We start from the raw sequence: 24,728 nt of genomic DNA, 5'->3' as shown, positions 1-24,728 counted from the left end.
TCTCTCGACAGGATCGACCCCGAACCGGAGTCGGCCCCTACAGTATCGGGACTTCAAACCACCCGAGACCCAGCGTCGTCATGGCCCAACGCACCCGTCTGGGAGACCTTCTCCGCCCACTGAACTCCGAGTACGGCAAGGTGGTTCCCGGATGGGGCACCACTCCCGTGATGGGCATCTTCATGGTGCTTTTCTTGGTGTTCCTGCTGGTGATTCTTCAGCTCTACAACAAGTCCCTCATCCTTGAGGGCATCAACGTGAACTGGAACGGCCTCGGCTGATCTGAACCCATGAATATCTTCGGCGTCGGTCTCCCCGAAATGGCGGTTATCGGCGCCGTTGCGCTATTGGTTTTCGGTCCGAAGCGCTTGCCGGAGCTTGGTCGCACGTTGGGAAAGACCCTGAAGGGATTCCAATCCGCGTCCAAGGAATTTGAGCGCGAGATCAACAAAGCCATGGCAGATCCGGAGGTGCCGGCGGACGCTGCCAAACCGGTCGAAGAACTTCCCCCCGGCGACTGAGTCGCCACAACTGAGTCGCCACAGTGGTATGACCACCGATCTCAAGCTTGTCGTGGGACTGGGAAACCCCGGCACGAAATACACGGGCACGCGCCACAACATCGGCTTCATGGCTTTGGAGCTTTTTTCGGAGCGTTCCGGATTCAGCTTTCGGCAGCAAGCCAAATTGCATGGATTGGCGGCCGACACAGGAGTGGGTGATCAGCGTTTGCGCCTCCTCATGCCGCAGACGTACATGAACGACAGCGGTCGTGCAATTCGTGCTGCGCTCGATTGGTTTGGCCTCGAGCCCCATCAACTGCTGGTGCTGGTTGACGATATGGATCTCCCCCTTGGCCGTTTGAGGCTGCGTGCTCAGGGCAGTGCTGGAGGTCACAACGGACTGCGTAGCACCATTCAGCATCTCGGCACCCAGGCGTTCCCCAGGCTGCGGATCGGGATTGGTGCTCCGGCTGAGAACCCTGCCGAGCGTCGTGCCCGAACGGTGTCTCACGTGCTTGGTCCCTTCAGCAAGCTGGAGCAACCCTGTGTGGGCGCTGTTCTGGACGCTGTCCTGGAAGGGATTAATCGTCTTCAACGTCAGAGCTTTGAGCGCGCCGGGACCTGGATCAACGGGTTTCGCTACGACCTGGAGTCCGAAGACTGATGCCGGCTCTTCCGGCGACAACAGCCCATCTACGGGTGCTTCGCCAATGTTTTCAGGCGAAATGTGTGGAGGGTGAGGTCTCTGCCGGAGGCTTTGAGTGGCAGTTTTCCTGGGCGTTTGACCGCGGCGAGCTGATGGTGGAGCCGTCCTTAGGACGTGCCCTGATCGAGGATGCCTTGCGGCGGTTCCTGGTGCGTTCTGATTACAAGCTCGAACCAGGAGGTGACTACACCTTCATGGTCAGGGCCAGGTTTTGAGCAAGAACGTGGGTGCAGGCTCTGGCCATTGCAGGCGGCACCCCAGGTGCTCTTCCAGCATGACTAAGGCGGCAACAGCATCCAGGTCCACCGGTGGAATGCGCAGCCCTTTCGGTAGAACTCGGCGCCAACCCCGAGCTGGCCACAGCGTCCAGTAACGCTGTCTTGCCCGCAGGGTGGTCCCCTGCTCCGGAATCACGGTGAGGCTGCCCAGGCCTTCCAGCCGCTTGATCCACGCTTGGCTTCCTGTTCCGTCGCCAATCAGGATGCGATCTAGAGCTTGGTCTTGATTCCACTGCTCGAGCCAGGGTTCCACGGCCTCTGGGCTCAGAACATGGCCCTCGCTGACAAGACCATGCTGAAGATCGGCCAGCACAAGGCCACATTTGCAGCGGCCTGGGTCGAGTACGGCCACCCGCTTCATGGGGATGCCTCAACCTCGACCACAACAGCATCGGCGCTGTAGCTGATCCCTGCGGCAATCACCTTCAAGACCACGCTTTTGCTGGGTCCCTCCATCAATGTCTGGGCCAGTTGGGAGAGTGCTGATCCATCGAATTGCAGTCCTTCCGTCAGGGATCCTCGCCGTTGCACCTCGGCATAGGCCGATGCCAAGAGAAGGTTCAGCCGTGTTCGAATGCCCTCTGGTGTGCGTTCATCCGTTCGTAGTGTGGTGGTCGCCAGCACGTCACCGCTTTGAGCCACTGGGCGGTTCGGACGCACTTCGGGGAAGGCGTACACCGCCGTTTCACCACGCAGCACATTGGTGGCGGAGCGCAGCGAGATCACCCAGGTGTCCGGCTTGCGGATGATGTTCTGTAGGCGTTCCACGTCGCTGCGGGGAACGCGGATCAACTGTCGTTCGGGTGCTTCACCCGGCCTCACCTTGCCGTAGGCGTTGGCATTGGCCTCTTGAAGCAGCCTGTCGACAGCCTGTTTCGCTTGATCAGGAGCATCGAGACGAACCGTTGCTCTCGCCAAGGTCTGTCCGCTACTGATCACCACCGATCCACGCCTCAGGGCGACCAGGTTGAATTCGAGTTCCTTGAGTTCCTGCTCGCCAGCTCGGATTCGGCTCCGCACGCTGTTCAATTCGGCCTCCGTGCGCTGGATGTCGGCATCGCGGGAGGCGATGTCGCGGCTCAGACGCTCACGTTCTGCTTCGAGCTGGGCGCGTTCGTTCTGCAGAGGAGCCAGTTCGCGGCGCAGGGTGTCAGCCCGTTGCTGTGACTGCTTGAGTTCAGCGGCGATCCGGTTGGCTTCTGTTCGGGTCTCTTCCCGTTCCCGTTCGGCTGCATCGAGCTGCCGCCGGCTGTCCTGGAGCCGGTCTTGCAGAGCATCCAGTTCAAACAGGCCCACCCGCAGCTGGCGGCTCACCAGCAGCAGCAGGCCGAGCGATAGTGCGCTGATCAGGCTGCCGGTCAGCACCGTGATCAGAACGGCGGTCCGTCGCGGGCGCATCTTGAACAGACTCAGGCGGGCCTTGCCAACACGACTTCCCAGCCGGTCACCCAGGGTCGACAGAACGCCCCCGAGCACCAGCAGAACCAGGATCAGTGCCCAGCCACTCATGGCCGCACCTGTGGGTTGACGTGCTGCCTAGCTGAATCGTTTGGCCAGAGCGATTGGATCCAGAACGGTGATTTTTTTGCGGTCAATCTGAACCAGACCGGATTGACGCAAGTCTCCCAGCAGACGCGTGATTGTCACGCGCGTTGAGCCAATCGCTTCGGCGATGGCCTGATGGGACAGGCGCAGGTCGATGGTGATTCCCAGTTCATCCGCAACGCCGAAATCCCTGCACAGCACCAGCAGAAAGCTCACCAGTCGGGATGACATGTCCCTGTGGGTCAGCGTTTCGATCATCGTTTCGGTCTGAAGAATCCGACTGGAAAGGCCCTGCAGCAAGCGCAGGCCAACGCTGGTATCCGCCTCGATCGCTGCCTTCACGGATGTCGCAGGCGCCGTCACCATCTCGACTCTGGTGAAGGCTACGGCGTGGTAGAAGCGATCAGACCGTTGACCGGTCAGCAACGACAGCACCCCGAAGAGGCTGTTCTCGCGCAGCAAGGCCACTGTGATCTCTTCCCCTGACTCGTAGACGCGGGAGAGACGGACCGCGCCGCGGCGGATCAGATAGACCCGTTCAGCAGGATCTCCAGGGAAAAAGATGGTCTTGTTGCGGTCCACCAGTTCACTGCTGGCGCCGTCCAGGTCCCGGATGATTTCCAGGAGGGAGCGGTTGGCCGGTTCTGTGCTGGGGGTTGGAGCCACCATCTGCGGGGCGTATCGGCTGAAACCTCGGCTACTGGTCATGACAACCCCCTTGTGAGGCGAAGTTACGGAGCCAACGGTGGCCGCCGTGTAGCGGTTATTACGTAACTCTGCTGTGCTCGCTCATCGCTTGGCGTTGCGCCTGCATCAGGGATGTCAATCCAGGCTCAGCCAGATCCAGTAATTCATTGAGTTGGCTGCGGCTGAAAGGCGCTCCCTCCGCAGTTCCCTGGATCTCCAACAGGCGACCATCGCCAGCCTGCACAACATTCAGGTCCACCTCAGCTTTGCTGTCTTCGCTGTAGTCCAGATCCAGCAAGGCCTGGCCATCCACCAGGCCGACGGACACGGCCGCCACCTGGTCGACCAGTGGCGATTGCTCCAGAATCCCCTCATCCACGAGTGAAAGGCAGGCTTGCTCAAGGCCGAGCCAAGCTCCCGTGATGGATGCAGTCCGTGTTCCGGCGTCGGCCTGGATCACATCGCAGTCGATCAGCAAGGTGCGCTCGCCCAGTCGCTTCATGTCGATCACAGCGCGAAGGCTTCGGCCGATCAACCGTTGAATCTCCTGCGTGCGGCCCGACAATTTCATGAGCTCTCGTGATTGCCGCTGCGGCGTGGATCCCGGCAGTAACCGGTATTCGGCGCTGAGCCACCCCAACCCTTCCCCCTTCCGCCAGCGTGGAACCTTGTCCTCCAGGCAGACGCTGCAGAGAACAGCGGTTCGGCCGGTGTGAACCACAAGGGAGCTCAAGGCAAAACCCATGGGATTCCAGGTCACCGAGAACGGCCGTAATTGCTCAGGGCGACGGCCATCGGTGCGGCTTCCAGCGGTTTGGCTCATCGGTGGTGTGCAGTTCTTCAAGCCTCGCAGGCGGTTGGTTCTCGCCCGTCCAAACACCATGGGTGGTGTCAATGCACTTGTGGAATGTCATCTCGCCGCTACATTCAAGGTCTTGCCGGGATTGCCCGGACGGATGTTGCCGCGATGACCACAAGCCTTGCCGACCCCCAAGCGTTCCAGAACTCACTGGATAGGGATCAGCAGGCTTTGCAGCGGGCTGGACTCAGGCCCCTGCCACCTGTTGCAGATCCTCCACCGCTATATCTGGTGGCTCCCGAAGGGCAGCTCCAGGTCCACACAGCGCCCTATCGCGGCAGTTTCGCCAGTGTTCTCAGTCAAGCGATGCGTGCCGCTGGTCTGGGCAGTCGTGTTCTGATCAGTCAGTTCCTCAAAGGGGGCGTGCAGCAGGGGCCCGCAGGTCGTGTCCAACTATGTGGAGGCCTGGTCTGGCTACGGCCCGAGGTGCCTCTCTGCCTCTCTTCTCCGAATCACCCCGGCGGTGCGGAGGCGGTTGCTGCCGTTTGGTCCATCTGCCGTCAGCATTTGATTCAGGGGGATCTCGACCAGTTGGTCCTGGATGAAATCGGCCTGGCTGTTGCCTTCGGTTACCTCAATGAATCGGACGTGATTGCAGCTCTCGAGCAGCGGCCCGCCTCGATGGATGTGATCATCACAGGACCTGCGATCCCCGCCGGCGTGGTGGAGATGGCAGATCAAGTCACGGAGTTGCGCCGAGGTTTCTGATGCTCAAGTGCGATCGCTGGATCACTGAACAGGCTGGGCAGGGAATGATCGAGCCATTCCAGAGCGGCCTCGTCCGTCATCTGGATCCGGAGCAGAAGCTGCGTCCGGTGCTGAGCTTTGGTTGCTCCTCCTACGGCTACGACCTACGCCTGTCTCCTCAGGAATTTTTGATCTTCCGGCACGTTCCCGGCACGGTGATGAATCCCAAGCGGTTCAATCCGGCCAATCTCGAGCCCACTCCTCTCCATGAAGATGAGGACGGCCGCTATTTCATTCTTCCGGCCCACTCTTATGGCCTTGGCGTAGCGCTTGAAAAGCTTCGAGTTCCTCCCAACATCACTGTGATCTGTTTGGGCAAGAGCACCTATGCCCGCCTTGGAATCATTGTGAATACCACCCCAGCGGAAGCTAGCTGGGAGGGTCACCTCACCCTTGAATTCAGCAACAGCTCCGGTGCTGACTGCCGGATCTATGCCGATGAAGGTATCTGTCAGCTGTTGTTTTTTGAGGGTGATCCCTGTGCGACCACCTACAGCGATCGACAGGGCAAATACCAGCACCAGCCCGAACGTGTGACGCTCGCCAAGGTTTAGATCTCCCCGGTTTAAGGGGCCAGTCGTGCTCGATGCAGCCTGCTTTTTTCGTACCAGGCGGCGAACTCAGGAGCCCAATCCACCATGTGGGGCCACATCAGATCGCAGAGCTGGCGGATCTCCAGCTGAGCATCGAGTTTGGCCCGCAGATCCATGAAGTGGAGAAACGCGCGCAAACTGAAGCTCACCACAAAGTGCTGGCGGTAGTCGAACGGAAGGATGCCGCGGGCGTGCTCCTCGGAGAAGCCGGTTTTGAGAAGATCCCTGTATCGCTCGGCAGCGCTTCGGCACAGATCAAGATCTTGGTTGCGCAGCTCTTCCGTGTAGGCATATTTCTTGCCCTGCCTGTCGCTGTAGTCGCCGACGGGCCGCAAATAAAACACCTCTTCAAGCTCTAGGGCCCCATCCGCTGCTCTGCAGATGCGATCGCCCGTGTAGCGCATCGATTGCACATCGAAGCTCACGCCGACCCGATGGGTGCGGGCCTGCTGCATCACCGAATGAGGGAACCAGCCCACGTTCAGCACGATCTGTGCATGTTCCATGGGGCCGTAATGGCCGCGCTCTCCGGATAGCAAACGTTTGACGCAGATCTCCCCAGCCCGTTGTTCATCAGGCCAACTGGCACGATCTCCGGCCACAAAACCTTCGCTGTAGTCCTGATGCATGGCCGCATAGATGCATTGCTGCGGGTTCGGCGTGGCAGCGATCAGATCGACCCGGAAGCGGTCCATGGGAGCGTCAGAGTGACGAGTTGTGGTGATCATGGCGAGGTGTGTCAACCATGGCTGCGCGGTCCAGCCGTTGGTTGGCTCGACGTTGCCGCGAATGCGCTATCAGGGGAGGAGGGACTACGCAGGCGGCTGAGGCTGCCGACGCCAGGCAAGGCCGGCAATGGCTGGTTCTCAAGCAGTGCAGCACTCAAGAGTTGCAGTTCTTCCGAGCTGCGCAGGCCGAGGGATCGGCCCCTTGGCTCCCCCTCGGCGTTGAACAGGTTCAACTGAGGAATGCCATTCACGTCGTAGCGATCAACCAGATCTTGCCAACGGGGATTGTCGACGTTCACCAGAACAACATCGAGTCGCTCTCGGGAACTTTGCTCCAGTTCCAGCATTGAGGGAGCCATTTCTCTGCAGACCTGACACCAGTCCGCGTAGAACTCGATCAGTGTGGGCCGTCCGTTGTTCAAAGCAGTCTGCGGGTCGAGGGATCGTCTCGCCAGCTGCTCCATCGGGCTTTCGCTCTGAATACCGCCTCGCAACATCACCAGACCGAGGGCGAGAGCAACCGCGACCAGCACCAGCACCCATCGCTGTGTCGTGCCAAGGGGAGAAGACTCTGGGGAACGTGTCATCGCGCCTCAAACGCTGTCATCACTTTGGCAGCTCCTCAGGAAGCTCGCGGCTAGCTTGCACCCATGCCAATTCTGCGACTGCTGAGCCTTCCGGTTCGGGCGCCGTTGCTGACGGTGCTGTTTCTCGTTGCGGTTGTGCTCGGGAAACATTGGCAGGTTGTTCAGCCCGCGTTCACCTCTCTCTTCGGGGTGAGTTCGGCCTGGTTCTGGTGCCTCGTGCTGCTGCAGGCCGAGGTGGTTGTCGTGTTTTGCACAATGCCGGATCTGCTGCTGCGGCAGGTGTCGATGCTCATGGCGTCCAGCCGGGTGATGACGTTGGTCGTCACGTTGCTGTTGGTGATTACCGGTGGCATTTACCTGCTCAAGCTCAATGTTCTTACCGACGTTCTGATCCTGGCTTCAGCCTTGCTGTTGGCGCGTCTCGATCTCATTCGCCTTGGCGTCCTGCCCGGTGCCAGGACGTGCCTGTTCCTGATGAGTGCTGTCGTGATCGGCGGCATCGTCGCTGGCACGCTTCTGCCTAACCCCACGGCCAACCTCTTCGCAGGAGGGTTGATCACCACCTGAGTAGCCGATCAGGTTGTCGAGCACTTTCTTGGTGTAGAAGCGTGTTTCCGGGTACGGAATGCGTTCTACCCAGAGCGCAGCATCTTCCCCATTGGTGGGCTGAGGCCATGAGGCCACGGCGCCGGGCCCGGCGTTGTAGCTCGCAATACTGCGAAAGGGGTCGTTCTCCCATCGCTCTAATAATTGGTTGAGGTATCGCGCTCCCAGTTGGATGTTGTCGGCGGGATCCTGCAGCATCAGCGTGCTGGTTGGCTCGCCAGCCATCTCCGTGGCTGTGGATGGAAGCAGTTGCATCACGCCAACGGCCCCTGCGGGGGAGACGACCCCAGGTGCAAAGCGTGACTCCTGCTTGGCGATCGCTCGCAGCAGATTGGCTTCAAGATCTTCCTCCTGCGCTGCTGCTTCCATCTCAGCCTGGAAGAGGCGGGGGAACTGGCTGCGGTGGAGGAGGTGTCGTTGCTGGCAGCTGGGATCACGCCAGCGGAGGCTGAGCCACCAGAGCTGATCCAGTGCCATCCAGGTGTCTCCGACGGCAAGGCGCAGTCTGCCTTCGGCGAGACGTTCTTCGGGTGGGAGCGTGATCACAGGATCACGCTGTGCCTGCCAGATCTCCCAGGCTGCATGCACCTGTCCGAGCCGCCAAAGGGTGTTCACTAAGGCGTCTTGGCTATTGAGGGGTTGCCAGGTCTGTGGATCCTTCTGCGGGTGTTGTTTGCGTAGATCCAGAGGTCCTGAGATCCCAAGGCGATCCATGGCGCGCCATCGGTAGTAGCCGGCTGGGAAGGACCTGATCAGGCTGCGCCAGGTGCGCTCAGCCTTTTCCGTTTCACCAAGTTCCTGGTGGCTGAGCCCAAGCCAGAACAGCCTGCGTGCCTCCAACGGTGGTGGCAGAGGGCCATGCTCGCTGCGGCGGTCCAACAGGTCGCGGGTGCGCTCCCAATTCCCGGCAAGGAAAGCATCGCGGGCGAGATCCCATTGGAGTTGCCAGATGTCGGGATCGTTGGGCCACCGGTTCAGGGCGGCTTCCGCTTCATTGCCGTCGGCCAGTCGCACGCGAGCCGCGGCAACGGCGGCTGAGCGCTTCTCAACGCCTGCCGGCAGGGCATCCAGGACCCCAGGATCGGGATAAAGCGGCTCGCTCAAAATCCTTGCCGCTTCAAGGCTTGCGGCATGGCCTGGGTGGGTTTGTGCCAGGGTCAGCAGCTGTGCTGTTCCCTCATCAGGGTCACCATGCAGCAGCAGGGATCGACCAATGGCCAGTTGGGTTTCCGGGGCGGCATCGACGTCCTGGAGACAGGCCAGCGCCGTTTCCGCATGGCCTCGTTTCGCCATTGCTTGTGCCAAGTTTTGGCGCTGGGCGGGCTCTGGTGCCTGTGCCCCCGTGGCCTGGCAGGCGTCACGCATCTGTTCTAGGGCCCCTGGCCAAAGCACATTCCAGCGGGCCAGGTGCAGGGCCCCTTGATGGTTCTGCAGCGGTTCGGGCCCACCCCCCGCTGCCAACGTCAGCGCTGCTGGGTGGGCGGGTTGCTGCTGAAGCAGCTGCTGGTGATAAAGGGGTTTGTTCTGGCCAAGAGCCAAGCGAGCCCAGGCGGAGCCGGGCTCTTCGGGAAAGCGATCAAGAAGGCGCTGCCAGGTTTGTTCGGCCGCCGCTGTCTTGCCCTGGGCGGCGGCGGTGAGTGCTGCCCGTTCGAGGACCACAGCAGCGACCGGATCGTGTCCCCAACCTTGGCTATTGAGGAGTTGATTCGATTCCTCTCTGGCCACCATCAGTAAGGCGGCTTCTCGACGTGTCTGTGGATCGATAGACCAGCGGTAGTGCTGCCAGAGCTGTGCTTGCGAGAGCTCAGGTGTTAGGGGCTGATGCTGCCTCTTGAGCAGTTGCTGCCCACCCCATGCAGCAAAGCCGCTGAGACTGGCAACCGAGAGGAGCAGCAGCGTTCCGATTCGCGGCCCTGCCAGCACACTCAACCTGGATCAGAACTCATTCTGATGATCTTGACGGGAATGGCGACCGTTTCATCGACTGAGGGCAGATGAGGGCAGAGCTGCACCTGTCACGTTCCTGGGAAGCAGCGTTAGAAGCGCTTCGTATGGTGCTGTCCACGATTGAGACCCATGGTTCATAAGGCGTGTTCCCCGATTGGCCCGGCTCTCGGTGACGCTGCGCCGGGGTTTGGAACCGATGGGATCCGTGGGCTTGCTGGCACCGTTCTGACGCCGGCCTTGTGCCTTCAGGTCGGCTACTGGGTTGGTCGGGTTCTGCAGGCGGAAGGCCCTGTTCTGATCGGGATGGATTCCCGGACTAGCGGCAGCATGGTGGTGTCTGCCCTGACAGCCGGTTTGACGGCGGCCGGCCGCGATGTGTGGACTTTGGGGCTTTGTCCGACACCGGCGGTTCCTCTGCTGATTCGCCAGCTCGGTGCCGCCGGTGGCTTGATGGTGTCCGCAAGCCACAACCCCCCTGCGGACAACGGAATCAAAGTCTTTGGAGCCGATGGGGCCAAGCTCAGCGCCCAGCGCCAGGCTCAAGTGGAAGCAGGTCTGAAGGGGCAACTCCCCATGGCTGACGAGGGTGCTTTTCGCTGCGGCGTTGCTCGATCAAGCGCCGACCTTCTGGATGGGTACCGGGAGGTCTTGCAGCAATCGGTGGCTGAACGCCGTCTCGACGGCGTTCCCATCGTTCTTGACCTTTGCTGGGGCTCCGCGACAGCCTGCGGCGAGGATGCGTTTCGTGCCTTGGGGGCTGATCTCACCGTGCTTCACGGTGAGCCCGATGGCTCCCGCATCAACGTTGGCTGTGGATCCACCCATTTGGAACCTCTGCAGCGGGCTGTGATCGAGCGCGGTGCGGCGATGGGATTTGCTTTTGACGGTGATGCCGATCGGATGCTGGCAGTTGATGGCCGCGGATCCATCATCGATGGAGACCACGTGCTTTTCCTCTGGGGGTCAGTGCTGCAGGACCAGCAGGCGCTGCCCGATCAGCGGTTGGTGGCGACCGTGATGTCGAACCTCGGCTTCGAGCGGGCCTGGCAGCAGCGGGGCGGCACTTTGGACCGCACTCCGGTGGGAGATCAGCATGTGCATGCAGCGATGGTGGCCAGTGGCGCTGCCCTCGGTGGCGAGCAATCCGGTCACATTCTTTCGGCCTCCCACGGGCTATGTGGCGATGGTGTTCTGACCGCCGTGCAGCTGGCCACCCTGTGTCATGCCCAGGGCATCACCCTCAGCGATTGGTTGGACCGCAGTTTTCAGGCCTACCCCCAGAAATTGGTCAATGTGCGGGTGATGGATCGTGCGCGACGCAAGAACTGGAGCGATTGCACGGCCCTCACCGACGCCATTGCCACGGCGGAGCAGTCGATGGGAGAGAGCGGTCGCATTCTGGTGCGTGCCAGCGGTACGGAGCCGTTGCTGCGGGTGATGGTGGAAGCCGAGCAGTCAGAAGCTGTTGAGCAATGGACAGGGCATCTTGCTGCTGTTGCTGAAGCCCATCTCAACGTGGCCTGAGGATCAAAGCCTCTGCCATCAGAAGGGCGCCATTGCAGGCCTTGCTTCAGCCTCTTTCGCTGAACCCCTGAGCAGCAACATCAGCAGAATGTATGCAAATTAAATCTCGAGTAGCTGTATTTGCCTGGATATAGATTTTATCTCCCTTGGCCTGGCTGACTGAATTAACCGTGAGGTCGCTCTATCATATAAGATATTGCCGAATAAATCGTTGCTAAAAAAATGAATATACACGACAGTTTCAAGAAGAAGCTCAAGGAGATTGTATTTCCCGAGAAGAGTTATCCAATTCGAATGCAAGAAAATGGACTCATTTACCATTGCATATGTGTTGAGGCTAATCGTGAAATTACGGTTTTTGATATATCCAAAATAAGGCATCTGAGAAATAATAAATTACCGGGAATACTTGTCAAAAGTTTTAATGAAGAATCTGGCGCGGTGGAGGTTAAGTTCTCCGGTTCAACGACTTCGCGCCAATATTCAAGTATTAGCAGATTTAATTTTGCGCCATTGATATTTCCGTCAATTTTTCAATTGGAGAATCCCTTTGAGCAAATATGTTTGACGATCTCTTGCGATGTTGATTTTTTAATCTGCTCGCCGCCACGAATTGCAAGGAAAGAGTTTTTGAGATTGGCGAAAGGTAAGGGGGTAGAGATAGGGCCAGGACCTTCTCCGCAAATTAGTAATAATGACCAGACTGTAGTAAAATATATAGAGGAAAAATCAGCGGATGAATGGAAAAATTTGTATGCTGATTTTGATGATGAATCCAAGGAGAATTGGAGTTCTTACCAAATAGGTACAGCTTCTGATATTGGAGAGCCTGACTCTAGTCTTGACTTTATTTTTGCCTCTCATGTTTTTGAGCATTTGCATAATCCTATTGGCCATCTCAAGTATTGGTCCGAAAAACTCCGGCCAGGAGGCCTAGTTCTGTTGGTTGTACCTCAGCAAAGTGGGACTAAAGATTTTAACCAAAATTTTACAGATATTGGTAATCTGAAGCAAGAAGAGCGCGGAAATAGATTTTTGCCATCAGCGGAGAATTATTATGCCTGGGGTCAGGGAAGAAGGAAAGAATATGTTGACAAGCTGATTCTCGAGAAAGCTTCGATTCATGTGCATACTTATGACTATGATTCTATAATTATGCTTGCAGAGGAAATGATAAGTAGGCAGGTATTTTCTAATTATTTAATTGAATATCTTCCTTGTACAAAGGATTTTTTACTTGCTTTCAGGAAGTTATAGCTTGATGATTGAAAAACATTGAAGCCGTGAAAGCTATTCTTGTTCAGTATTAATAGATCGCACTAACAAGTAGCTCTAAAGCTACTTGTTAGTCGCAAAAGCATTTCGGTCTGAGGCTCGGGACGGGGCATCTTGCTGCTGTTGCCGAAGACCATCTCAACTTGGCCTAACGGTCAAGTCCTGGGCCATCAGCAGAGCGCCATCACAGGCATCACCCTTGGCATCACCCCAGCGGGCACCGGGAATCGACTGACGCATGGTCTGCTGCACGGCCGTGCGGAAACCCATGAGATGGGTGATGGCTCCCCCCCGGCAGACCACTAGGGGGGAAAGCAGCGATAGACGCCGGGCCACGGCATCGATGCAGTTGGAGAGGGTTACTGCTGATCGCTGAACGATCTCCTCTGCGCCCGAGCAGCCCTGGGATGCCGCCTCTACTACCAGCGGAGCCAAGGCCGCGAAGTCCGCCGTGCCGAAGTCGTTCTGTACCACCCGGGCTTTCACCGCCGCGTGGCTGTCGCAACCCATCTGATTCCAGATCTGCAGGCGCAGAGGATGGTCGGGCAGGCGCCCATCGGCCATGCGCAGGGTCAGTTGCAATCCCTGGTGGCCGAGGTCAAAGGCTGAGCCGGCTCCATCGAGCAGCCATCCCCAGCCGCCACAGCGGTGTTCATGGCCGTCCTCGCCTCGGCCCAACACGATCATTCCCGTACCGCTGATCGCCAGGATTCCTGCACCTTCAGGGATCGCACCTCGCAAGGCCGTGCGTTCGTCTCCGGTGACCAGCACCTTGCCCAGTCTTGAGCCATCACCGATGGCCAGGGCTTGACCCACCAATGCTTCGGCGCGCTGCTGCAATCCTGTGCCGTGTTCGATGCCGCTGGCTCCGACAACGGCTGCCTGGATCAAGCCAGTGGGGTGATTTTTGAGGGCGTGCTGCGCACTTGTGCGGATCGCTTTGAGAAAACGTTCCTCACCCAGAGGGGCATCCAAATGACTGACGCCGGGCCCCTCGCCCTCACCAACAGGCTGAAGCAAGCCGTTCTTAACGAGGCTGAGGCGGCAGCGTGTGTGGGTCTGTCCGGCATCGAATCCTGCGAGCAGCGTCATGATTTTCCGGGTCGACTCACCAGGGTGGCCAGGGCAAACCAGCCGATCAGTTGCACTTCGGGGCGGAAGAAGATCGTGTCGGTGCTGCCCTGCATCAGCAGGCCAGCGATGGCAGCAAGGCTGGCGATGGCCGCCAACGCGCTTGGCCCGTCCGTGTTGAGCTGCTTCAGGCCCTGCCTCAGGCTGCTGACGAGCAATCCCAGGCAGGCCAACAGCCCGGGGATGCCGGTTTCCACCAGGATTTCCAAAGGAACGGAGTAGGCACTGAGGGCGTTGAACTTTGGCTGTTGATACAGGGGGTAGATGCTGTTGAAGGCTGCATTGCCAGGGCCGATGCCAAGCCAGGGACGGTCTTGCACCATCTGGATGGCCGCCATCCAGACGTTGATGCGGAAATTGTTGGAGCTATCTCCTCGTCCTGCCAGCAGGCTTGAGATGCGCGTGCGGATGGGATCGATCTGGGTGGCCGCCACCACAAGACAAGCGGCCCCAACAACCAAGACTGCTAGGGGGACGAGACGTCTCCAGAACGGAGGCCAGTGGCGGGTCCAGCGCAGCAGCAACAACAGAAGCAGCACGGCGACGGCAGCCACCATTCCCAGCCAGCCCCCTCGGCTGTAGGTGAACAGCGTGGCTGTTCCTGCGAGCACCAATGTGGTGCCAGCAAACAGCTGGGCTCCTACTCCACGCCACCGCACCAGAGCGATCGCCGCGAAGGGGATCAGTGGCAGCAGATACCCCGCCAGGAGATTGGGGTTTCCCAGGGGGCCATAGATCCGAATGGTGCCGGCGCTGACCGAATTTGGATCCGCCCAGCCCGCCAGTTCCTCGCTTGAGGCATAGAGCTGACGCAAGGCGATAACACTGCTGAGCAGGCCGCCACTCAGCAGTCCGGCGACCAGCCGGTCCCACCATCGTTCATTGCTCAGCAGCAGTTTGCAGAGCAAGGCATAGACGCCCAGGTAGCTGAGCAGTTTGATCAGACCTTTGCTGGCAGCGATCGGAACAGGCGAAAAACCCGTCGCCACAATCGCGATGGCGAGAAAGAGCATCAGCCAAAGCGAGATGGCCCCGATGCGGCGTGGCGGGCTGCAAAGGCACCAGAGCACCCATAGGGCGCCGCAGGCTGCAATCACCAGGGCCAATCCCGTGCGTGTGAACACGGGAAGACCACTGAGCAGCACCAGCAGCAGGAGCCCCGCCAGTCCTTCTAGGCGTTTCAGCACCGCCTGATCCGGTGCCACCAGCCCCTGCCAGCGCGCCAACAGTGGACCACCGCTCGCCGCCTTGGTTGCATCCGCAGAGGCCATCGTGGGGGGTCAGGTGGTGAGTGCTTCCGCCGGATTATCGATCTCCTGCCAACGCTGTTCCAGATCTGACACTGAAGGAAGCGGACTCTGGTTCCTGCGGTACAGCACCCGGTAGACGGGGAGGCTCTGTTCGAGCACATAGCGCTCCCGTTCCGTGGGAACCGGAAGTGGGTTCTCGCTTCGCCAGGGACGCTGATCCTCGGCCGGCCGGTCAAAGCAGGCGCTGAGTTCCGTGAGAGCCACCATCGGCTCAATGACTTCCAGAACATCGCTCTGAAGAAACAGTTCACGGCCGGGCTGGAGGGCCGTCGCGATGGCGAGGAGCAGCGCCGGTTGCAAGACCCGTCGCTTGCGGTGCCGCCGTTTGAACCAGGGATCGGGAAATTGGATCGAGACCCGTTGCAGCCGGTCCTGCTCCAGGGCCTTCATCCAGCCTTCCAGACTGATGTTGGCGTTGCAGAACAGGATCCGGACATTGCCGTGCTCCGAGGCAAGCGCATCACAATCGGCGGAAGTCACCAGGGGTCGGCGGATTTCAACGCCGAGATGGTTCCAGTGGGGATCACGTTCGGCCAGACCCAGCAGGCATCTCCCACGGGCGCAACCGATGTCGAGGTGGATCGGTTGATCAGGAACCCGGAATAGCTCCTCAGGTTGTGGAAGTTGCAGCGGCAGCTGAAAGAAGCGACTGAGGGGATTGACGTGCTGACGCAAGGTTTCGAGGCGGTGCGATCTCGCTCAACTGAGATTGTCAGAGCCACTGCCAGAGGAGCTTTCGGGGTCCTGACGCAGCAAGCCCCAGCAGGCGGTGTAGCCGTGCAGATGCGTCGTTCCGCCAATGGGCCCAATCTCACCGTTGCAGAACGCTCCTGCCACGGGAAGCTCCGGCATGAGTTGGCGCGCCAGGCTGATGTCGCCATCGGCACGACCGAACAGTCCCTTGCCTCGTCCCAAGCAGGCCATCAGAAGTCCGAAGTGGACCGTGTCGCTTGGATCAGCCGTGGCTGTCTTCAGCAACCCAAGGGCCTCGTCCTGAGATGCGGTGGCTTCACGGAGATGGAATTGCACGTTTTGGCCGGCGCGCACTCGCTCTGCAACGGCCACGGCGCCGTTGCTGGGATCCACACCAATCAGGTTGCGCATGAGGAATGCACTTGCTTCTGAGGTTGCTCCGTCGGAATTCAGTCGCAGGCTGCTGCGTTCCACGCCGAGGAATAGTGAGTGACGCACTAGCTCGCGCTCCTGTTCGCTGAGGTCGGCTAGGACCCGCTGCAGGCAGGCGATGGGGCTGGCTTTGTTGCCGCCATCATTCAGTTCCAACAGCACGTTGCGCTGCACCTGCTCGATCGAGAACACCGGGCCAATGGGACGACAGCCTTGCGCTACCACTGTTTCGAGTCGCCAGCGCCCCCCGATCGAACAGACCACTGCGCCTGTGAGGATGCGGTCATCCAGCAGCAGTGATCCGTGCGGACTGTTGTGGGGAGCTGCGATCCCGCCAATCTTCTCGGCATCCGGGTAGGCATAGTCCAGCCCGCTGATCAGATCGTTGATGCCACTGCTGGTGGGGTCGATCAGGAGGATCTGGCTCCGGGAATCCTCCGGTGTGATGTCGACCCAGTCCTGCCAGCGTTGGGCCGCTCCATCAAGATCAGGCAGTTTTTCTGTGCTGAGGTGTCGGGTTGTGATGGATGCCCCCGGCAGGGAGAGCAATGTCACGCTCAAGGCCGGTGTCTGCTCCAGTTCCGAGGCACTACCGTCGCCGCGGGTGCCCACTACGCCTCCACCTGTGCATCCGATCCAATGCTTTGCGCTGATCTGGGCGCGCAGCATCGGCAGTAGCCGAGGTAGGTCGGTGGCGTAACCGGTTGAGGTGAAGACGAGTGCGAGATCGGCTTCGCCCCTGGGTCGACCCAGTTGTTCGACCACGTCCCGCACCGCTTCGTCCAGAGACGCTTTGGCAGAAAGCCCTGATCGGCAACTGACTTCAGTGCCCCCGGATCGGAACCAGCTGAACGGTGCAAACGGTGCCATGAAGCGGACCCTATCAACCCTGGAGCTCAGCTCGGGACGTTGATAATGGCGAGACTGTGACAGTCCTCAGTGAACGAGCTCACGTACCGCGCTCTGGTGTGGCTGACCTATCGCTTGGCCGCCACCTTTGCTGTTGGTGTGCCTTTGGTCTTGTTGATGTGGTCGGCATGGCGTCGCGAGCCGATGGTGCTTCGGCTTCTGGGCATCTATTGGAAGGTGGCCAGCCTGATGGCGATCAGCCTGCTGCTTCTCATGGATCAGCGACCCCTGGGCTACGCCACTGCTGCTGTCGCTCCGGTCTTGATGGTGATCAGCCTGTGGTTCTGGGTTGACATCAATGAAGAGCTGGTCGATCAACCGTCTTGGCGTCCCCTGCCGTTGGCTGTGAAGGTTTGGCGTTGGGCGTTCAGTGGTTTTGGACTCCTCAGCCTGGTGATGAGCATCACAGGCTTGCGTTGCATGCATCAGCTGGCGTTGCCCTCCTGCTTGACGTGGCTTGAGGCTCCCCAGGGCATCCATGGCCTGGCGGCCACGGTGTTCAATTTTTTATTCGGTGGTATGTGGACTGAGGCCGTTGCTGCCTTTGTGGGATATGTCGCCCTGGTGGCCTACCTGGCCGGGCTCCTGCAGTGGTTGTTGGTACGCCTGCCCCGCTACGGGCGTGTGGCGGGCGATTTCTGATGACGGATCAAGCGGTGGTTCAGGCTTTCGAGGAACGAACGCGTCTTGAGCCCCAGCGGGTCGTCCGACTTCGGGGGCAGGTGGGTGATGTGCCTTTTGAGTTGCTGATTTTTCGTGGATTCAGCAGCAGCACAACCCATCCAACCGCCTTTGACCCTGATGCCCCTGTTCTCCCCAAGGGAACAAGCCTGGATCAGGCCGAGTTGCTTCAGGGTCCCTTATCGCCCACCCAGGAGGTTGTGCTGGCTGGACCGATGCCGCCGAACGACCTCTTGGATCAGGCCAATTGGTGAGTTCGGCGTTCCAGGACGCCGACACAGCGTCCGCAGATGTGGGGGTGGTCTGGATGTTGACCCACATCCCCTTCGTAGTGCCAGCAGCGTTCGCATTTGATGCCCCGCGCTCGGCTCACCTCGATCAACGCGAGGTCGTCGTCTTGGCTGGCCAGCAGTTCGGCCCAGGGCTCGCCACCGATCTGCAGTTGTGAAACCAGCAGCCAGTCCCGCAGGCCGTCCACCTCTGCATCTCCCTCCTCATTGAGCCAGGAGAGAGCGGCCTTGAGCTCCGGGCGGCGGGCATCAATCCGCACGGATGCCTCAAGCGATGCGCCGAGTTCCTGACGGCCGCGGCAGTCTTCCAACACTTTGTTCACGGCAGCGCGCAGCTCCCGTAGCTGTTGAACCGGAGCGCTGAGGGCGCTATCGCGCCAGTCCGCTGGAACCGTGGGCCAGCCGCGGCGGAAGACCGAGGTCTCTTCGACTGGGTAGGGCAGGTTCTGCCAGATGTCTTCGGCCATATGGCACAGCACCGGAGCGATCAGCCCGGCCAGGCGTTCGATGATCAGGGCCATCACGGTCTGGCAGCTGCGCCGGCGCCGGTCCTGGGGGGCACTCACATAGAGCCTGTCCTTGGCGATGTCGAGGTAGAAGTTCGACAGATCGGTGACGCAGAAGTTCTGCAGCAGCTGGAAGAAACGGAAGAATTCGAAGTTTTCGAAGGCTTCTGTGATGTCATCCATCACCTCGGCTGTGCGCTGCAGCATCCAGCGGTCAAGCAACGGCAGTTCGGCCACGGGGATGGCGTCGGTTGCCGGATGGAAGTCGTGCAGGTTGCCGAGCAGGTAACGGCTGGTGTTGCGCACTTTGCGGTACACATCCGCCAGCTGGCGCAAAATCCCGGCTCCGATCGGCACATCGGCGGAGTAATCCACCGAGCTCACCCACAGCCGCAGAACATCGGCTCCATAGGGCGGTTCCTGCTTCTGGTTCTTGCCTCCCTCGATGATCACCATCGGGTCGACCACATTGCCGAGGGATTTGCTCATCTTGCGGCCCTTCTCATCAAGGGCGAAGCCATGGGTGAGCACCCGCTTGTAAGGCGCATGGCCATTGACGGCGACCGAGGTGAGCAGTGAGCTCTGGAACCAGCCCCTGTGTTGGTCGGATCCTTCCAGGTAGAGGTCGGCGGGATAGCTGAGGTTGTCGCGCTGACTGGCGACAGCGGCCCAGCTCGAGCCGGAGTCAAACCACACATCCATGGTGTCGGTGCCCTTCCGCCACTGATCGGCCTGGTTGACATAGGAGGCCGGCAGCAAATCAGCTTCGTCTTTTTCCCACCAGACGTCGGCACCGTGTTCGGCGATCAGTCCTTCAATGTGAGCCAGGGTGTCGGCATTCAGCAGCACGTCACCGTTGCTGCGGTGATAGAAGACGGGAATCGGTACGCCCCAGGTGCGCTGCCGTGAGATGCACCAGTCGCCCCGCTCTTTCACCATTGATTCGATGCGGTTGCGACCTGAGGCGGGAGTCCACTCCACCTCAGCGATCGCATCGAGTGCCTGTTGACGGAACCCTTCCACGGAGGCGAACCACTGCTCAGTGGCCCGGAAGATCGTGGGTTTCTTGGTGCGCCAGTCGTAGGGGTAGCGGTGGCCATAGGCCTCCTGCTTGAGCAGGGCGCCTGCGGCCTCAAGCGCCTCGATGATCGCGGCGTTGGCATCCTTGAGAACGTTCAGTCCCGCGAACGGCCCGGCCTCCTCGGTGAGGTTGCCGGCTTCGTCCACGGGGCAGAGCACCGGTAGGCCGTTCTTCTGGCCGGTGTGGAAGTCATCGACGCCATGACCAGGAGCGGTGTGCACCAGGCCCGTGCCCGATTCAGTGGTGATGTAGTCGCCGCCGATGACCACCGGACTGCTGCGATCAAGAAGAGGGTGGCGGTAGGTCAAACCAGCGAGCAGGGCGCCTTTGACCGTGGCGCGCCGGGTCAGCGGCCGTTCCAGGGTTGAGCTCAGCGAGGCAATCAAATCAGTCGCCACCAGCAACAGGCGGCCTGCGCCGTCGTCGGCAAGGGCGTAGTCGAGCCGTTCGTTCACGGACACCGCCAGGTTCGCCGGCAATGTCCAGGGCGTGGTGGTCCAGATGGCGACCTGCAGGGCTTTGCCCAGACCTTCTGTATCGGTTGGCAGCTCGATGCCATCAGCCCTGAGCGCATCCCGAAGGGACGCTGGCAGCTCCACCGCAGGGAAGGCGGCGTAGACGCTGGGGCTGGTGTGGCCGTCGGGGTACTCCAGTTCGGCCTCGGCCAACGCTGTGCGGGAGCTCGGGCTCCAGTGCACCGGCTTCAGCCCTCGATAGATGTGCCCTTTGAGCACCATTTCGCCAAACACCCGGATCTGGGCGGATTCGTATTCCTTCTGCAGAGTCAGATAAGGCTGGTCCCAGTCGGCCCAGATTCCCCAGCGCTGGAAGCCTTTCATCTGGCCATCCACTTGCTTGCGGGCATAGGCGGCTGCCTTTTTGCGCAGCTTGATCGGTGTCAGCGCCTTGCGCTGCTCCTGATCCATCGACTGCAGCACCTTGAGCTCGATCGGGAGACCGTGGCAGTCCCAGCCAGGGACGTAACGCACCCGCCGCCCGTTCAACACCTGATATTTGTTGATGACGTCCTTCAGCACCTTGTTGAGGGCATGGCCCATATGAAGAGCGCCGTTGGCGTAGGGCGGGCCATCGTGGAGAGTGAACGTTGGACCGCTGTTCTTGAGGCCCAGCTCGCCGTCGATTCCTTGGTTCTTCCAGAAAGACTGCAGTTCCGGTTCGCGTTGGACGGCATTGGCGCGCATGCCGAAACCCGTCTGCAGCAGGTTGAGCGTGTCTTTGTAGGAGGGACGTCCCTCGGCGGCGGCGTCGCGCTTCTCCTTGCTCACGGGGTCCCTGCTCTGGCCTCGGGATTATCAGTCCTCGCCCTCTGGGGATGTGGCATCCGCGGGTGGGACAGGCTCGGTGCTGGTCATTGCTGAACCAGCGTCATCGCTAGCGGCAGCGTTTTCAGGGGACTCGGGACGTACCCATTTTTTCTCGGTGACCCCTGATTTCCCAGTCGGCTTGAGTTGTTTGGCGATGCCGCTGATGCCTTCCCCAACGCGGCCTGTGGTGATGAGGAGCTGCCGAACGCTGGTGCGCCAGTGGTCGAGCGATTGAAAACGCTGCTGCTCTGTTTCGCTGAGAGTGTTCCACCGGGCTTGTCCGACCTCAGTGCCCAAGCGAGCGATCAATAAACCGGCGCAGAGAACCGCGAGCATCGGGGCTCCCCTCAGCCGGTCACTGCTGGTGACCAGCACGAGACCCAGTAGCAACACCACCGCTCCCCACACACCATCGCGCGGGCGACTGAGTTCAACGGCCAACAGGGGAAGCAGCAGGAGTGCAAGGCCAAGCAGGAGGCAGAAATCGCCGCTTAGGGTCGCAAGCATCCGTGTTGATGCGGACTGCTCCCATTCTGGGGCGATCTCTAAAGTTGGCGCATTGCCCACCTGGCGGAATTGGTAGACGCGCTGGTTTTAGGTACCAGTGGCTTCGGTCGTGGGGGTTCAAGTCCCCCGGTGGGCATTCCTTTCCCTACGGTGGTTCGGGAACGTTCCAGACTTGTTGCCTGTCCTCCGGATGCATCAGAGCACTGCTCAACAACAGCAGCCTCGTCCGGTTGGAGTGGCTTACCGCTCGGTACCCCGCGAATTTGTTGACCCCCCTGCCTTTTGGAATCCCACCGTTGGGTTGTTCCTCGGGGGGTATGCGCTGGCCGCTTTAACCATCTGGGGTTGGTTTGTGGCGGCTTGGCCCTTGCAGGTGCTTCTTTGCACCGGCTTTCTTGCGCTGCACTTGGAAGGAACGGTGATACATGACGCCTGCCATAACGCGGCCCACCCCAATCGATGGGTGAATCAAGCCATGGGTCATGGCTCAGCGCTGCTACTCGGGTTCAGTTTCCCCGTTTTCACTCGGGTGCACCTGGAGCATCACGCCCACGTCAATGATCCGAAGAACGATCCCGATCACATCGTCAGTACGTTTGGACCGCTCTGGCTGATCGCACCAAGATTTTTTTACCACGAGTGGTTTTTCTTTCAGCGACGCCTCTGGCGGCGCTGGGAGTTGATGCAGTGGGGGTTGGAACGCAGCATCTTCGTGGTGATAGTTCTTGCTGCGGCGCGCTTTGACTTTCTGCCATTCATCTTTAACTGCTGGTTCGCGCCTGCCTTGATGGTTGGGGTGACACTGGGTCTTTTCTTCGACTACCTCCCGCATCGGCCGTTCACGTCCCGCAACCGCTGGACGAATGCTCGGATCTACCCCGGCAGGCTGATGAACTGGCTGATCATGGGGCAGAACTACCACTTGGTTCATCACCTCTGGCCTTCGATTCCCTGGTTTGAGTACAAACCGGCCTATGAGGCCACCAAGCCTCTGCTCGATTCCAAAGGATCTCCCCAGCGGTTGGGCATTTTTGAGACCCGCAGGGATGGCTACAACTTCCTGTACGACATCCTCGTGGGTGTCCGAAGTCACAAGCGTCGCAGCGGAAAAATGAGGCGTGCTGCCCGGTTTATGCCCGGACGGGGGTTGCGACGTCACTGGCTTGGCTTTGTTGATCGCATTGCGATCAAAACGGAAGCCAAACGCTGGGTGTCCCGATAAGTCTGATTCAGTCGGCGAGGATCTTTGGAACCCTGAAGAAGTCCCCCTCCCTCTGGGGCGCCTGACTGAGAATCTCCTCCCGCACAGGTGTTGGCTGTACTCCATCCGCCCGGGTGACATTGGTCACTTCAACGGCTCTTGTGGTTTCTGGAACGCCCTTGGTGTCCACCTCTTGGAGCTGACCGACGTACTCGAGGATCGATTCAAGCTGATCGGTGTAGGTCGCAATCTTCTCCTCGGGCAGATCAAGGCGGGCCAGATGGGCCACCTTGCGGACGTCGTCGCTGGAAATCTGGCTCATGACTCGCCGAGGAACGTGCGCAGATCCTCGCTCAGCGCGGTGGCGGCTGTCTCCAGCAAGGCATCGCCCTGCTGGGCAGTTGCCAAGGAGGGATGAGACCCCATGCGTCCATCGGGGTGACGGCGCCGGAAATCATCTGGTCCGTGAATCGGACCTGCCGGGGCGGGGTCGGGCAGTGGGCGCTGCTTGCTCAGCAAACTGGGCTCCACAGCGAGGGTGACAGCGATTTCGCTCGGTGTGGCGTGATGCCCTTCTTTGTCGCCATAGAGATCGCGGGCCTGGCGCATCACGGGTCCCGCCATGAACCAGTTGGCCAGACGACAACGCAGTTGGGGGGCGACCGGAAGATTTCGGGTTGTGGCAGTGCCGTGGGCCTGGGCAAAAGCTGCTTTGGCTGTTGCAATGTTGCCGCCGTGGCCATTAATCACAAACACCCTTTCAAAGCCATGTCGCCCCAGGGACAACACCAGGTCATGCAGCACGGCCAGAAGTGTGGCTGGCTGCAAGCTCATCGTTCCAGCGAAGCCAAGGTGGTGTTCTGCCATGCCGAAGGCCTGGGCTGGGGTGACCAACACGCCGGTGCGACGGCCCACTTCGAGGGCGACTGCTTCTGCGGTGAGGGCGTCGGTGCCGATCGCTCCAGTGGGACCGTGCTGCTCGGTGGATCCAAGGGGAATGATCACGCCTTTGCAGTCTTGGAGGTAGGTCTCCACTTCAGGCCAACTGCGCAGGGCCAGACGAATGGTGTCCGTGCTGTCGACAGGACCGGGAGTTGCAGCGGTCATTCAGGCTGAGCCAATGACCTGATGATCGCTCAATCTCAGCCGATCAGTGGGCGGTTCCGTTGCCGTCGTATTTGTCGGTGTTGTAGTAGCCACCGCGTGTTCCGAAAAACAGGCACGCCAAAGGGAACAGCACGATGCTGCCAAGAAGCACAGTGCCGAGGTTGAAGCTGGAGGTGGCTGCGTCCATCAACTGGCCTGAATTGAGCTCAGCTTGGCGTGGATGCACCGCTAATGCATCGCTGACTTGGTTTCTGTTGTGAGTTCGCGTCCTTCTCCGGGAATGTCGAGCCACGCCCTCAGCCATGCCGTGAGCCAGATGAACGGCAGTGTGTCGCTCAGCGCCGCCAGCACCTTGAACAGGTAGCCGCTGCCGATGAAGCTGATCAGCTGCGGCAGCACGGACCGTTCCGGTTGCACAGGAAGCACATGGGCGCCGTAATGGCTGATCAGCACCACGGCACTGGTGTCCACCAGCTGACTCACCAAGGTGGAACCGTTGTTGCGCAGCCAGAGGGCTTTGCCTTTGGTGCGCTGTTTCCAGAAGTGGAAGAGCCGCACATCCACGAATTGCGCCGTGAGATAGGCCACCATCGAGGCGCCCACTGAACCGAAGCTGAGTTGCTGAATGGTGCGGAAGGTGCTGTCGTCGCTTCCGCTCATGGCTGGCAGCACCCCTCCCAGCCAGAGAATCAGCATCACCCAGCCGTTGAGCAGCAGCCCGACCCAGACCACTTGATTGGCTTTCTGCTCACCCCAGATTTCGCTGATCAGATCGGTGCAGAGGAAGGTGATCGGATAGGGCAGTGCGCCAACGGCTACCACGATCGGCCAGCCTCCAATGCTGCCAAGTTGAAGGAATCGGGTCAGCCCAAGGATGTTGAGCATGCCCAGGGTCCCCAGGAACAGGCCTGCCAGCAACAGAAACACCCCATCACGCCGTGCCTGGAGGTTGCTGTCCAAAGCCTGCAGA

Annotated in this window: 28 protein-coding genes, 1 tRNA gene and 1 pseudogene; 13 read left to right on the top strand and 17 right to left on the bottom strand. The window is 60.0% G+C overall.

Annotation, left to right across the window (positions count from 1 at the left end; all coding sequences use genetic code 11):
- The first annotated feature begins 80 nt into the window (after positions 1-80).
- Genes psbH through NCN06_RS06210 form a run of 4 tightly spaced genes read left to right on the top strand, consistent with a single transcriptional unit; the run spans position 81 to position 1,424 of the window.
- Positions 81-281 carry a photosystem II reaction center phosphoprotein PsbH gene (psbH, locus tag NCN06_RS06225; protein ID WP_006849996.1) on the top strand — a complete coding sequence of 67 codons (201 nt, stop codon included), beginning with the start codon at positions 81-83 and terminating at the stop codon, positions 279-281.
- Between the two features lie 9 nt (positions 282-290).
- Positions 291-521 (top strand): TatA/E family twin arginine-targeting protein translocase, encoded by a 231-nt coding sequence (locus NCN06_RS06220; RefSeq protein WP_115024952.1) that lies wholly within the window; start codon positions 291-293, stop codon positions 519-521.
- 28 nt (positions 522-549) lie between these two features.
- On the top strand, positions 550-1,167 hold the full coding sequence (pth, locus tag NCN06_RS06215; RefSeq protein ID WP_226423039.1) for an aminoacyl-tRNA hydrolase: 618 nt from the start codon (positions 550-552) through the stop codon (positions 1,165-1,167).
- Positions 1,167-1,424 carry a DUF3146 family protein gene (locus tag NCN06_RS06210; protein ID WP_115094359.1) on the top strand — a complete coding sequence of 86 codons (258 nt, stop codon included), beginning with the start codon at positions 1,167-1,169 and terminating at the stop codon, positions 1,422-1,424. Before pth ends, NCN06_RS06210 begins: the two co-directional genes overlap by 1 nt.
- Here the strand turns inward: NCN06_RS06210 and NCN06_RS06205 are convergent.
- From NCN06_RS06205 to rph, 4 genes are read right to left on the bottom strand one after another with little or no spacing between them, the layout of a single operon-like run.
- Entirely contained in the window at positions 1,408-1,848 is a 441-nt protein-coding gene (locus NCN06_RS06205; protein ID WP_226423038.1) for a RuvC family protein, read from the bottom strand. The genes NCN06_RS06210 and NCN06_RS06205 overlap by 17 nt on opposite strands.
- Entirely contained in the window at positions 1,845-2,996 is a 1,152-nt protein-coding gene (locus NCN06_RS06200; RefSeq protein ID WP_226423037.1) for a DUF3084 family protein, read from the bottom strand. Before NCN06_RS06200 ends, NCN06_RS06205 begins: the two co-directional genes overlap by 4 nt.
- A gap of 27 nt (positions 2,997-3,023) precedes the next feature.
- Positions 3,024-3,740, bottom strand: a complete 717-nt coding sequence (gene ntcA, locus NCN06_RS06195; protein ID WP_115024957.1) for a global nitrogen regulator NtcA — start codon at positions 3,738-3,740, stop codon at positions 3,024-3,026.
- A gap of 58 nt (positions 3,741-3,798) precedes the next feature.
- Positions 3,799-4,542: a ribonuclease PH gene (gene rph, locus NCN06_RS06190; protein ID WP_226423036.1), complete on the bottom strand. Its 744-nt coding sequence runs from the start codon at positions 4,540-4,542 to the stop codon at positions 3,799-3,801.
- A 144-nt stretch (positions 4,543-4,686) separates the two neighbouring features.
- On the opposite strand from rph, the gene NCN06_RS06185 reads away from it, so the two are divergent.
- On the top strand, positions 4,687-5,286 hold the full coding sequence (locus NCN06_RS06185; protein ID WP_226423035.1) for a cob(I)yrinic acid a,c-diamide adenosyltransferase: 600 nt from the start codon (positions 4,687-4,689) through the stop codon (positions 5,284-5,286).
- Complete coding sequence (dcd, locus tag NCN06_RS06180; RefSeq protein ID WP_115024959.1) at positions 5,286-5,879, top strand: dCTP deaminase; 594 nt, start codon at positions 5,286-5,288, stop codon at positions 5,877-5,879. The genes NCN06_RS06185 and dcd overlap by 1 nt, the downstream gene beginning before the upstream one ends.
- An 11-nt stretch (positions 5,880-5,890) precedes the next feature.
- Here the strand turns inward: dcd and thyX are convergent, their stop codons facing one another.
- The gene (thyX, locus tag NCN06_RS06175; protein WP_226398390.1) at positions 5,891-6,613 is read right to left on the bottom strand and encodes an FAD-dependent thymidylate synthase; all 723 of its coding nucleotides are present in this window, start codon (positions 6,611-6,613) and stop codon (positions 5,891-5,893) included.
- Positions 6,614-6,657: 44 nt separating this feature from the next.
- A complete protein-coding gene (locus NCN06_RS06170; RefSeq protein ID WP_250398738.1) occupies positions 6,658-7,233 on the bottom strand; it encodes a thioredoxin domain-containing protein in 576 nt (191 codons plus the stop codon).
- Between the two features lie 63 nt (positions 7,234-7,296).
- Between NCN06_RS06170 and NCN06_RS06165 the strand changes: the two genes are divergently transcribed.
- Positions 7,297-7,800, top strand: a complete 504-nt coding sequence (locus tag NCN06_RS06165) for a hypothetical protein (RefSeq protein WP_226423033.1) — start codon at positions 7,297-7,299, stop codon at positions 7,798-7,800.
- A gap of 90 nt (positions 7,801-7,890) precedes the next feature.
- Here the strand turns inward: NCN06_RS06165 and NCN06_RS06160 are convergent.
- Positions 7,891-9,132: pseudogene (locus NCN06_RS06160) on the bottom strand (lytic transglycosylase domain-containing protein); the annotation flags it as partial.
- 783 nt (positions 9,133-9,915) lie between these two features.
- Between NCN06_RS06160 and glmM the strand changes: the two are divergent.
- On the top strand, positions 9,916-11,310 hold the full coding sequence (gene glmM / locus NCN06_RS06155; protein WP_226423032.1) for a phosphoglucosamine mutase: 1,395 nt from the start codon (positions 9,916-9,918) through the stop codon (positions 11,308-11,310).
- Between the two features lie 222 nt (positions 11,311-11,532).
- Positions 11,533-12,567 (top strand): class I SAM-dependent methyltransferase, encoded by a 1,035-nt coding sequence (locus NCN06_RS06150; protein ID WP_226423031.1) that lies wholly within the window; start codon positions 11,533-11,535, stop codon positions 12,565-12,567.
- A gap of 156 nt (positions 12,568-12,723) precedes the next feature.
- Here NCN06_RS06150 and NCN06_RS06145 read toward each other — a convergent pair whose 3' ends face one another.
- Genes NCN06_RS06145 through NCN06_RS06130 form a run of 4 tightly spaced genes read right to left on the bottom strand, consistent with a single transcriptional unit; the run spans position 12,724 to position 17,021 of the window.
- Positions 12,724-13,677 (bottom strand): BadF/BadG/BcrA/BcrD ATPase family protein, encoded by a 954-nt coding sequence (locus tag NCN06_RS06145; RefSeq protein ID WP_250398737.1) that lies wholly within the window; start codon positions 13,675-13,677, stop codon positions 12,724-12,726.
- Entirely contained in the window at positions 13,674-14,987 is a 1,314-nt protein-coding gene (locus NCN06_RS06140) for an IctB family putative bicarbonate transporter (protein ID WP_250398736.1), read from the bottom strand. Before NCN06_RS06140 ends, NCN06_RS06145 begins: the two co-directional genes overlap by 4 nt.
- Positions 14,988-14,996: 9 nt before the next feature.
- Positions 14,997-15,701 carry a tRNA (guanosine(46)-N7)-methyltransferase TrmB gene (gene trmB, locus NCN06_RS06135; RefSeq protein ID WP_226423028.1) on the bottom strand — a complete coding sequence of 235 codons (705 nt, stop codon included), beginning with the start codon at positions 15,699-15,701 and terminating at the stop codon, positions 14,997-14,999.
- A gap of 24 nt (positions 15,702-15,725) precedes the next feature.
- Positions 15,726-17,021, bottom strand: a complete 1,296-nt coding sequence (locus NCN06_RS06130) for an FIST signal transduction protein (protein ID WP_226423027.1) — start codon at positions 17,019-17,021, stop codon at positions 15,726-15,728.
- Positions 17,022-17,090: 69 nt separating this feature from the next.
- Between NCN06_RS06130 and NCN06_RS06125 the strand changes: the two genes are divergently transcribed.
- Both NCN06_RS06125 and NCN06_RS06120 read left to right on the top strand, forming a co-directional pair.
- Positions 17,091-17,702 (top strand): DUF3177 family protein, encoded by a 612-nt coding sequence (locus tag NCN06_RS06125; RefSeq protein WP_226423026.1) that lies wholly within the window; start codon positions 17,091-17,093, stop codon positions 17,700-17,702.
- Positions 17,702-17,995, top strand: a complete 294-nt coding sequence (locus NCN06_RS06120) for a DUF7734 family protein (protein ID WP_226398400.1) — start codon at positions 17,702-17,704, stop codon at positions 17,993-17,995. The genes NCN06_RS06125 and NCN06_RS06120 overlap by 1 nt, the downstream gene beginning before the upstream one ends.
- On the opposite strand, the gene ileS is transcribed toward NCN06_RS06120, so the two are convergent.
- Both ileS and NCN06_RS06110 read right to left on the bottom strand, forming a co-directional pair.
- Positions 17,980-20,904, bottom strand: coding sequence for an isoleucine--tRNA ligase (gene ileS / locus NCN06_RS06115; RefSeq protein WP_226398401.1), 2,925 nt, complete (start codon positions 20,902-20,904; stop codon positions 17,980-17,982). The genes NCN06_RS06120 and ileS overlap by 16 nt on opposite strands.
- 27 nt (positions 20,905-20,931) lie before the next feature.
- On the bottom strand, positions 20,932-21,450 hold the full coding sequence (locus tag NCN06_RS06110) for a Ycf66 family protein (protein WP_226398402.1): 519 nt from the start codon (positions 21,448-21,450) through the stop codon (positions 20,932-20,934).
- A 54-nt stretch (positions 21,451-21,504) separates the two neighbouring features.
- Between NCN06_RS06110 and NCN06_RS06105 the strand changes: the two genes are divergently transcribed.
- Both NCN06_RS06105 and crtR read left to right on the top strand, forming a co-directional pair.
- Positions 21,505-21,586 (top strand) — tRNA-Leu (locus NCN06_RS06105).
- A 54-nt stretch (positions 21,587-21,640) separates the two neighbouring features.
- On the top strand, positions 21,641-22,672 hold the full coding sequence (gene crtR / locus NCN06_RS06100) for a beta-carotene hydroxylase (protein ID WP_115094331.1): 1,032 nt from the start codon (positions 21,641-21,643) through the stop codon (positions 22,670-22,672).
- Positions 22,673-22,679: 7 nt separating this feature from the next.
- Here crtR and gatC read toward each other — a convergent pair whose 3' ends face one another.
- From gatC to NCN06_RS06080, 4 genes are read right to left on the bottom strand one after another with little or no spacing between them, the layout of a single operon-like run.
- Positions 22,680-22,973 carry an Asp-tRNA(Asn)/Glu-tRNA(Gln) amidotransferase subunit GatC gene (gatC, locus tag NCN06_RS06095; protein ID WP_115094329.1) on the bottom strand — a complete coding sequence of 98 codons (294 nt, stop codon included), beginning with the start codon at positions 22,971-22,973 and terminating at the stop codon, positions 22,680-22,682.
- Positions 22,970-23,758: a creatininase family protein gene (locus NCN06_RS06090; protein WP_250398735.1), complete on the bottom strand. Its 789-nt coding sequence runs from the start codon at positions 23,756-23,758 to the stop codon at positions 22,970-22,972. The genes gatC and NCN06_RS06090 overlap by 4 nt, the downstream gene beginning before the upstream one ends.
- A 43-nt stretch (positions 23,759-23,801) precedes the next feature.
- Positions 23,802-23,945, bottom strand: a complete 144-nt coding sequence (locus tag NCN06_RS06085; RefSeq protein WP_170952198.1) for a DUF8629 family protein — start codon at positions 23,943-23,945, stop codon at positions 23,802-23,804.
- Positions 23,946-23,986: 41 nt separating this feature from the next.
- Positions 23,987-24,718 carry a queuosine precursor transporter gene (locus tag NCN06_RS06080; protein ID WP_226398403.1) on the bottom strand — a complete coding sequence of 244 codons (732 nt, stop codon included), beginning with the start codon at positions 24,716-24,718 and terminating at the stop codon, positions 23,987-23,989.
- Between the last annotated feature and the right edge of the window lie 10 nt (positions 24,719-24,728).

This window comes from Synechococcus sp. MU1648, assembly GCF_023630615.1.
Lineage (GTDB): Bacteria > Cyanobacteriota > Cyanobacteriia > PCC-6307 > Cyanobiaceae > Parasynechococcus.
This window is presented reverse-complemented; position numbering and strand designations above follow the sequence as displayed.

What these genes read in the sequence shown, in the direction of transcription:
- psbH (WP_006849996.1), top strand. Translation starts at nt 81, where the DNA reads ATGGCCCAACGCACCCGTCTGGGAGACCTTCTCCGCCCACTGAACTCC.
- NCN06_RS06220 (WP_115024952.1), top strand. Translation starts at nt 291, where the DNA reads ATGAATATCTTCGGCGTCGGTCTCCCCGAAATGGCGGTTATCGGCGCC.
- pth (WP_226423039.1), top strand. Translation starts at nt 550, where the DNA reads ATGACCACCGATCTCAAGCTTGTCGTGGGACTGGGAAACCCCGGCACG.
- NCN06_RS06210 (WP_115094359.1), top strand. Translation starts at nt 1,167, where the DNA reads ATGCCGGCTCTTCCGGCGACAACAGCCCATCTACGGGTGCTTCGCCAA.
- NCN06_RS06205 (WP_226423038.1), bottom strand. Translation starts at nt 1,848, where the DNA reads ATGAAGCGGGTGGCCGTACTCGACCCAGGCCGCTGCAAATGTGGCCTT.
- NCN06_RS06200 (WP_226423037.1), bottom strand. Translation starts at nt 2,996, where the DNA reads ATGAGTGGCTGGGCACTGATCCTGGTTCTGCTGGTGCTCGGGGGCGTT.
- ntcA (WP_115024957.1), bottom strand. Translation starts at nt 3,740, where the DNA reads ATGACCAGTAGCCGAGGTTTCAGCCGATACGCCCCGCAGATGGTGGCT.
- rph (WP_226423036.1), bottom strand. Translation starts at nt 4,542, where the DNA reads ATGAGCCAAACCGCTGGAAGCCGCACCGATGGCCGTCGCCCTGAGCAA.
- NCN06_RS06185 (WP_226423035.1), top strand. Translation starts at nt 4,687, where the DNA reads ATGACCACAAGCCTTGCCGACCCCCAAGCGTTCCAGAACTCACTGGAT.
- dcd (WP_115024959.1), top strand. Translation starts at nt 5,286, where the DNA reads ATGCTCAAGTGCGATCGCTGGATCACTGAACAGGCTGGGCAGGGAATG.
- thyX (WP_226398390.1), bottom strand. Translation starts at nt 6,613, where the DNA reads ATGGACCGCTTCCGGGTCGATCTGATCGCTGCCACGCCGAACCCGCAG.
- NCN06_RS06170 (WP_250398738.1), bottom strand. Translation starts at nt 7,233, where the DNA reads ATGACACGTTCCCCAGAGTCTTCTCCCCTTGGCACGACACAGCGATGG.
- NCN06_RS06165 (WP_226423033.1), top strand. Translation starts at nt 7,297, where the DNA reads ATGCCAATTCTGCGACTGCTGAGCCTTCCGGTTCGGGCGCCGTTGCTG.
- glmM (WP_226423032.1), top strand. Translation starts at nt 9,916, where the DNA reads ATGGTTCATAAGGCGTGTTCCCCGATTGGCCCGGCTCTCGGTGACGCT.
- NCN06_RS06150 (WP_226423031.1), top strand. Translation starts at nt 11,533, where the DNA reads ATGAATATACACGACAGTTTCAAGAAGAAGCTCAAGGAGATTGTATTT.
- NCN06_RS06145 (WP_250398737.1), bottom strand. Translation starts at nt 13,677, where the DNA reads ATGACGCTGCTCGCAGGATTCGATGCCGGACAGACCCACACACGCTGC.
- NCN06_RS06140 (WP_250398736.1), bottom strand. Translation starts at nt 14,987, where the DNA reads ATGGCCTCTGCGGATGCAACCAAGGCGGCGAGCGGTGGTCCACTGTTG.
- NCN06_RS06130 (WP_226423027.1), bottom strand. Translation starts at nt 17,021, where the DNA reads ATGGCACCGTTTGCACCGTTCAGCTGGTTCCGATCCGGGGGCACTGAA.
- NCN06_RS06120 (WP_226398400.1), top strand. Translation starts at nt 17,702, where the DNA reads ATGACGGATCAAGCGGTGGTTCAGGCTTTCGAGGAACGAACGCGTCTT.
- NCN06_RS06110 (WP_226398402.1), bottom strand. Translation starts at nt 21,450, where the DNA reads ATGCTTGCGACCCTAAGCGGCGATTTCTGCCTCCTGCTTGGCCTTGCA.
- crtR (WP_115094331.1), top strand. Translation starts at nt 21,641, where the DNA reads ATGCATCAGAGCACTGCTCAACAACAGCAGCCTCGTCCGGTTGGAGTG.
- gatC (WP_115094329.1), bottom strand. Translation starts at nt 22,973, where the DNA reads ATGAGCCAGATTTCCAGCGACGACGTCCGCAAGGTGGCCCATCTGGCC.
- NCN06_RS06090 (WP_250398735.1), bottom strand. Translation starts at nt 23,758, where the DNA reads ATGACCGCTGCAACTCCCGGTCCTGTCGACAGCACGGACACCATTCGT.
- NCN06_RS06085 (WP_170952198.1), bottom strand. Translation starts at nt 23,945, where the DNA reads ATGGACGCAGCCACCTCCAGCTTCAACCTCGGCACTGTGCTTCTTGGC.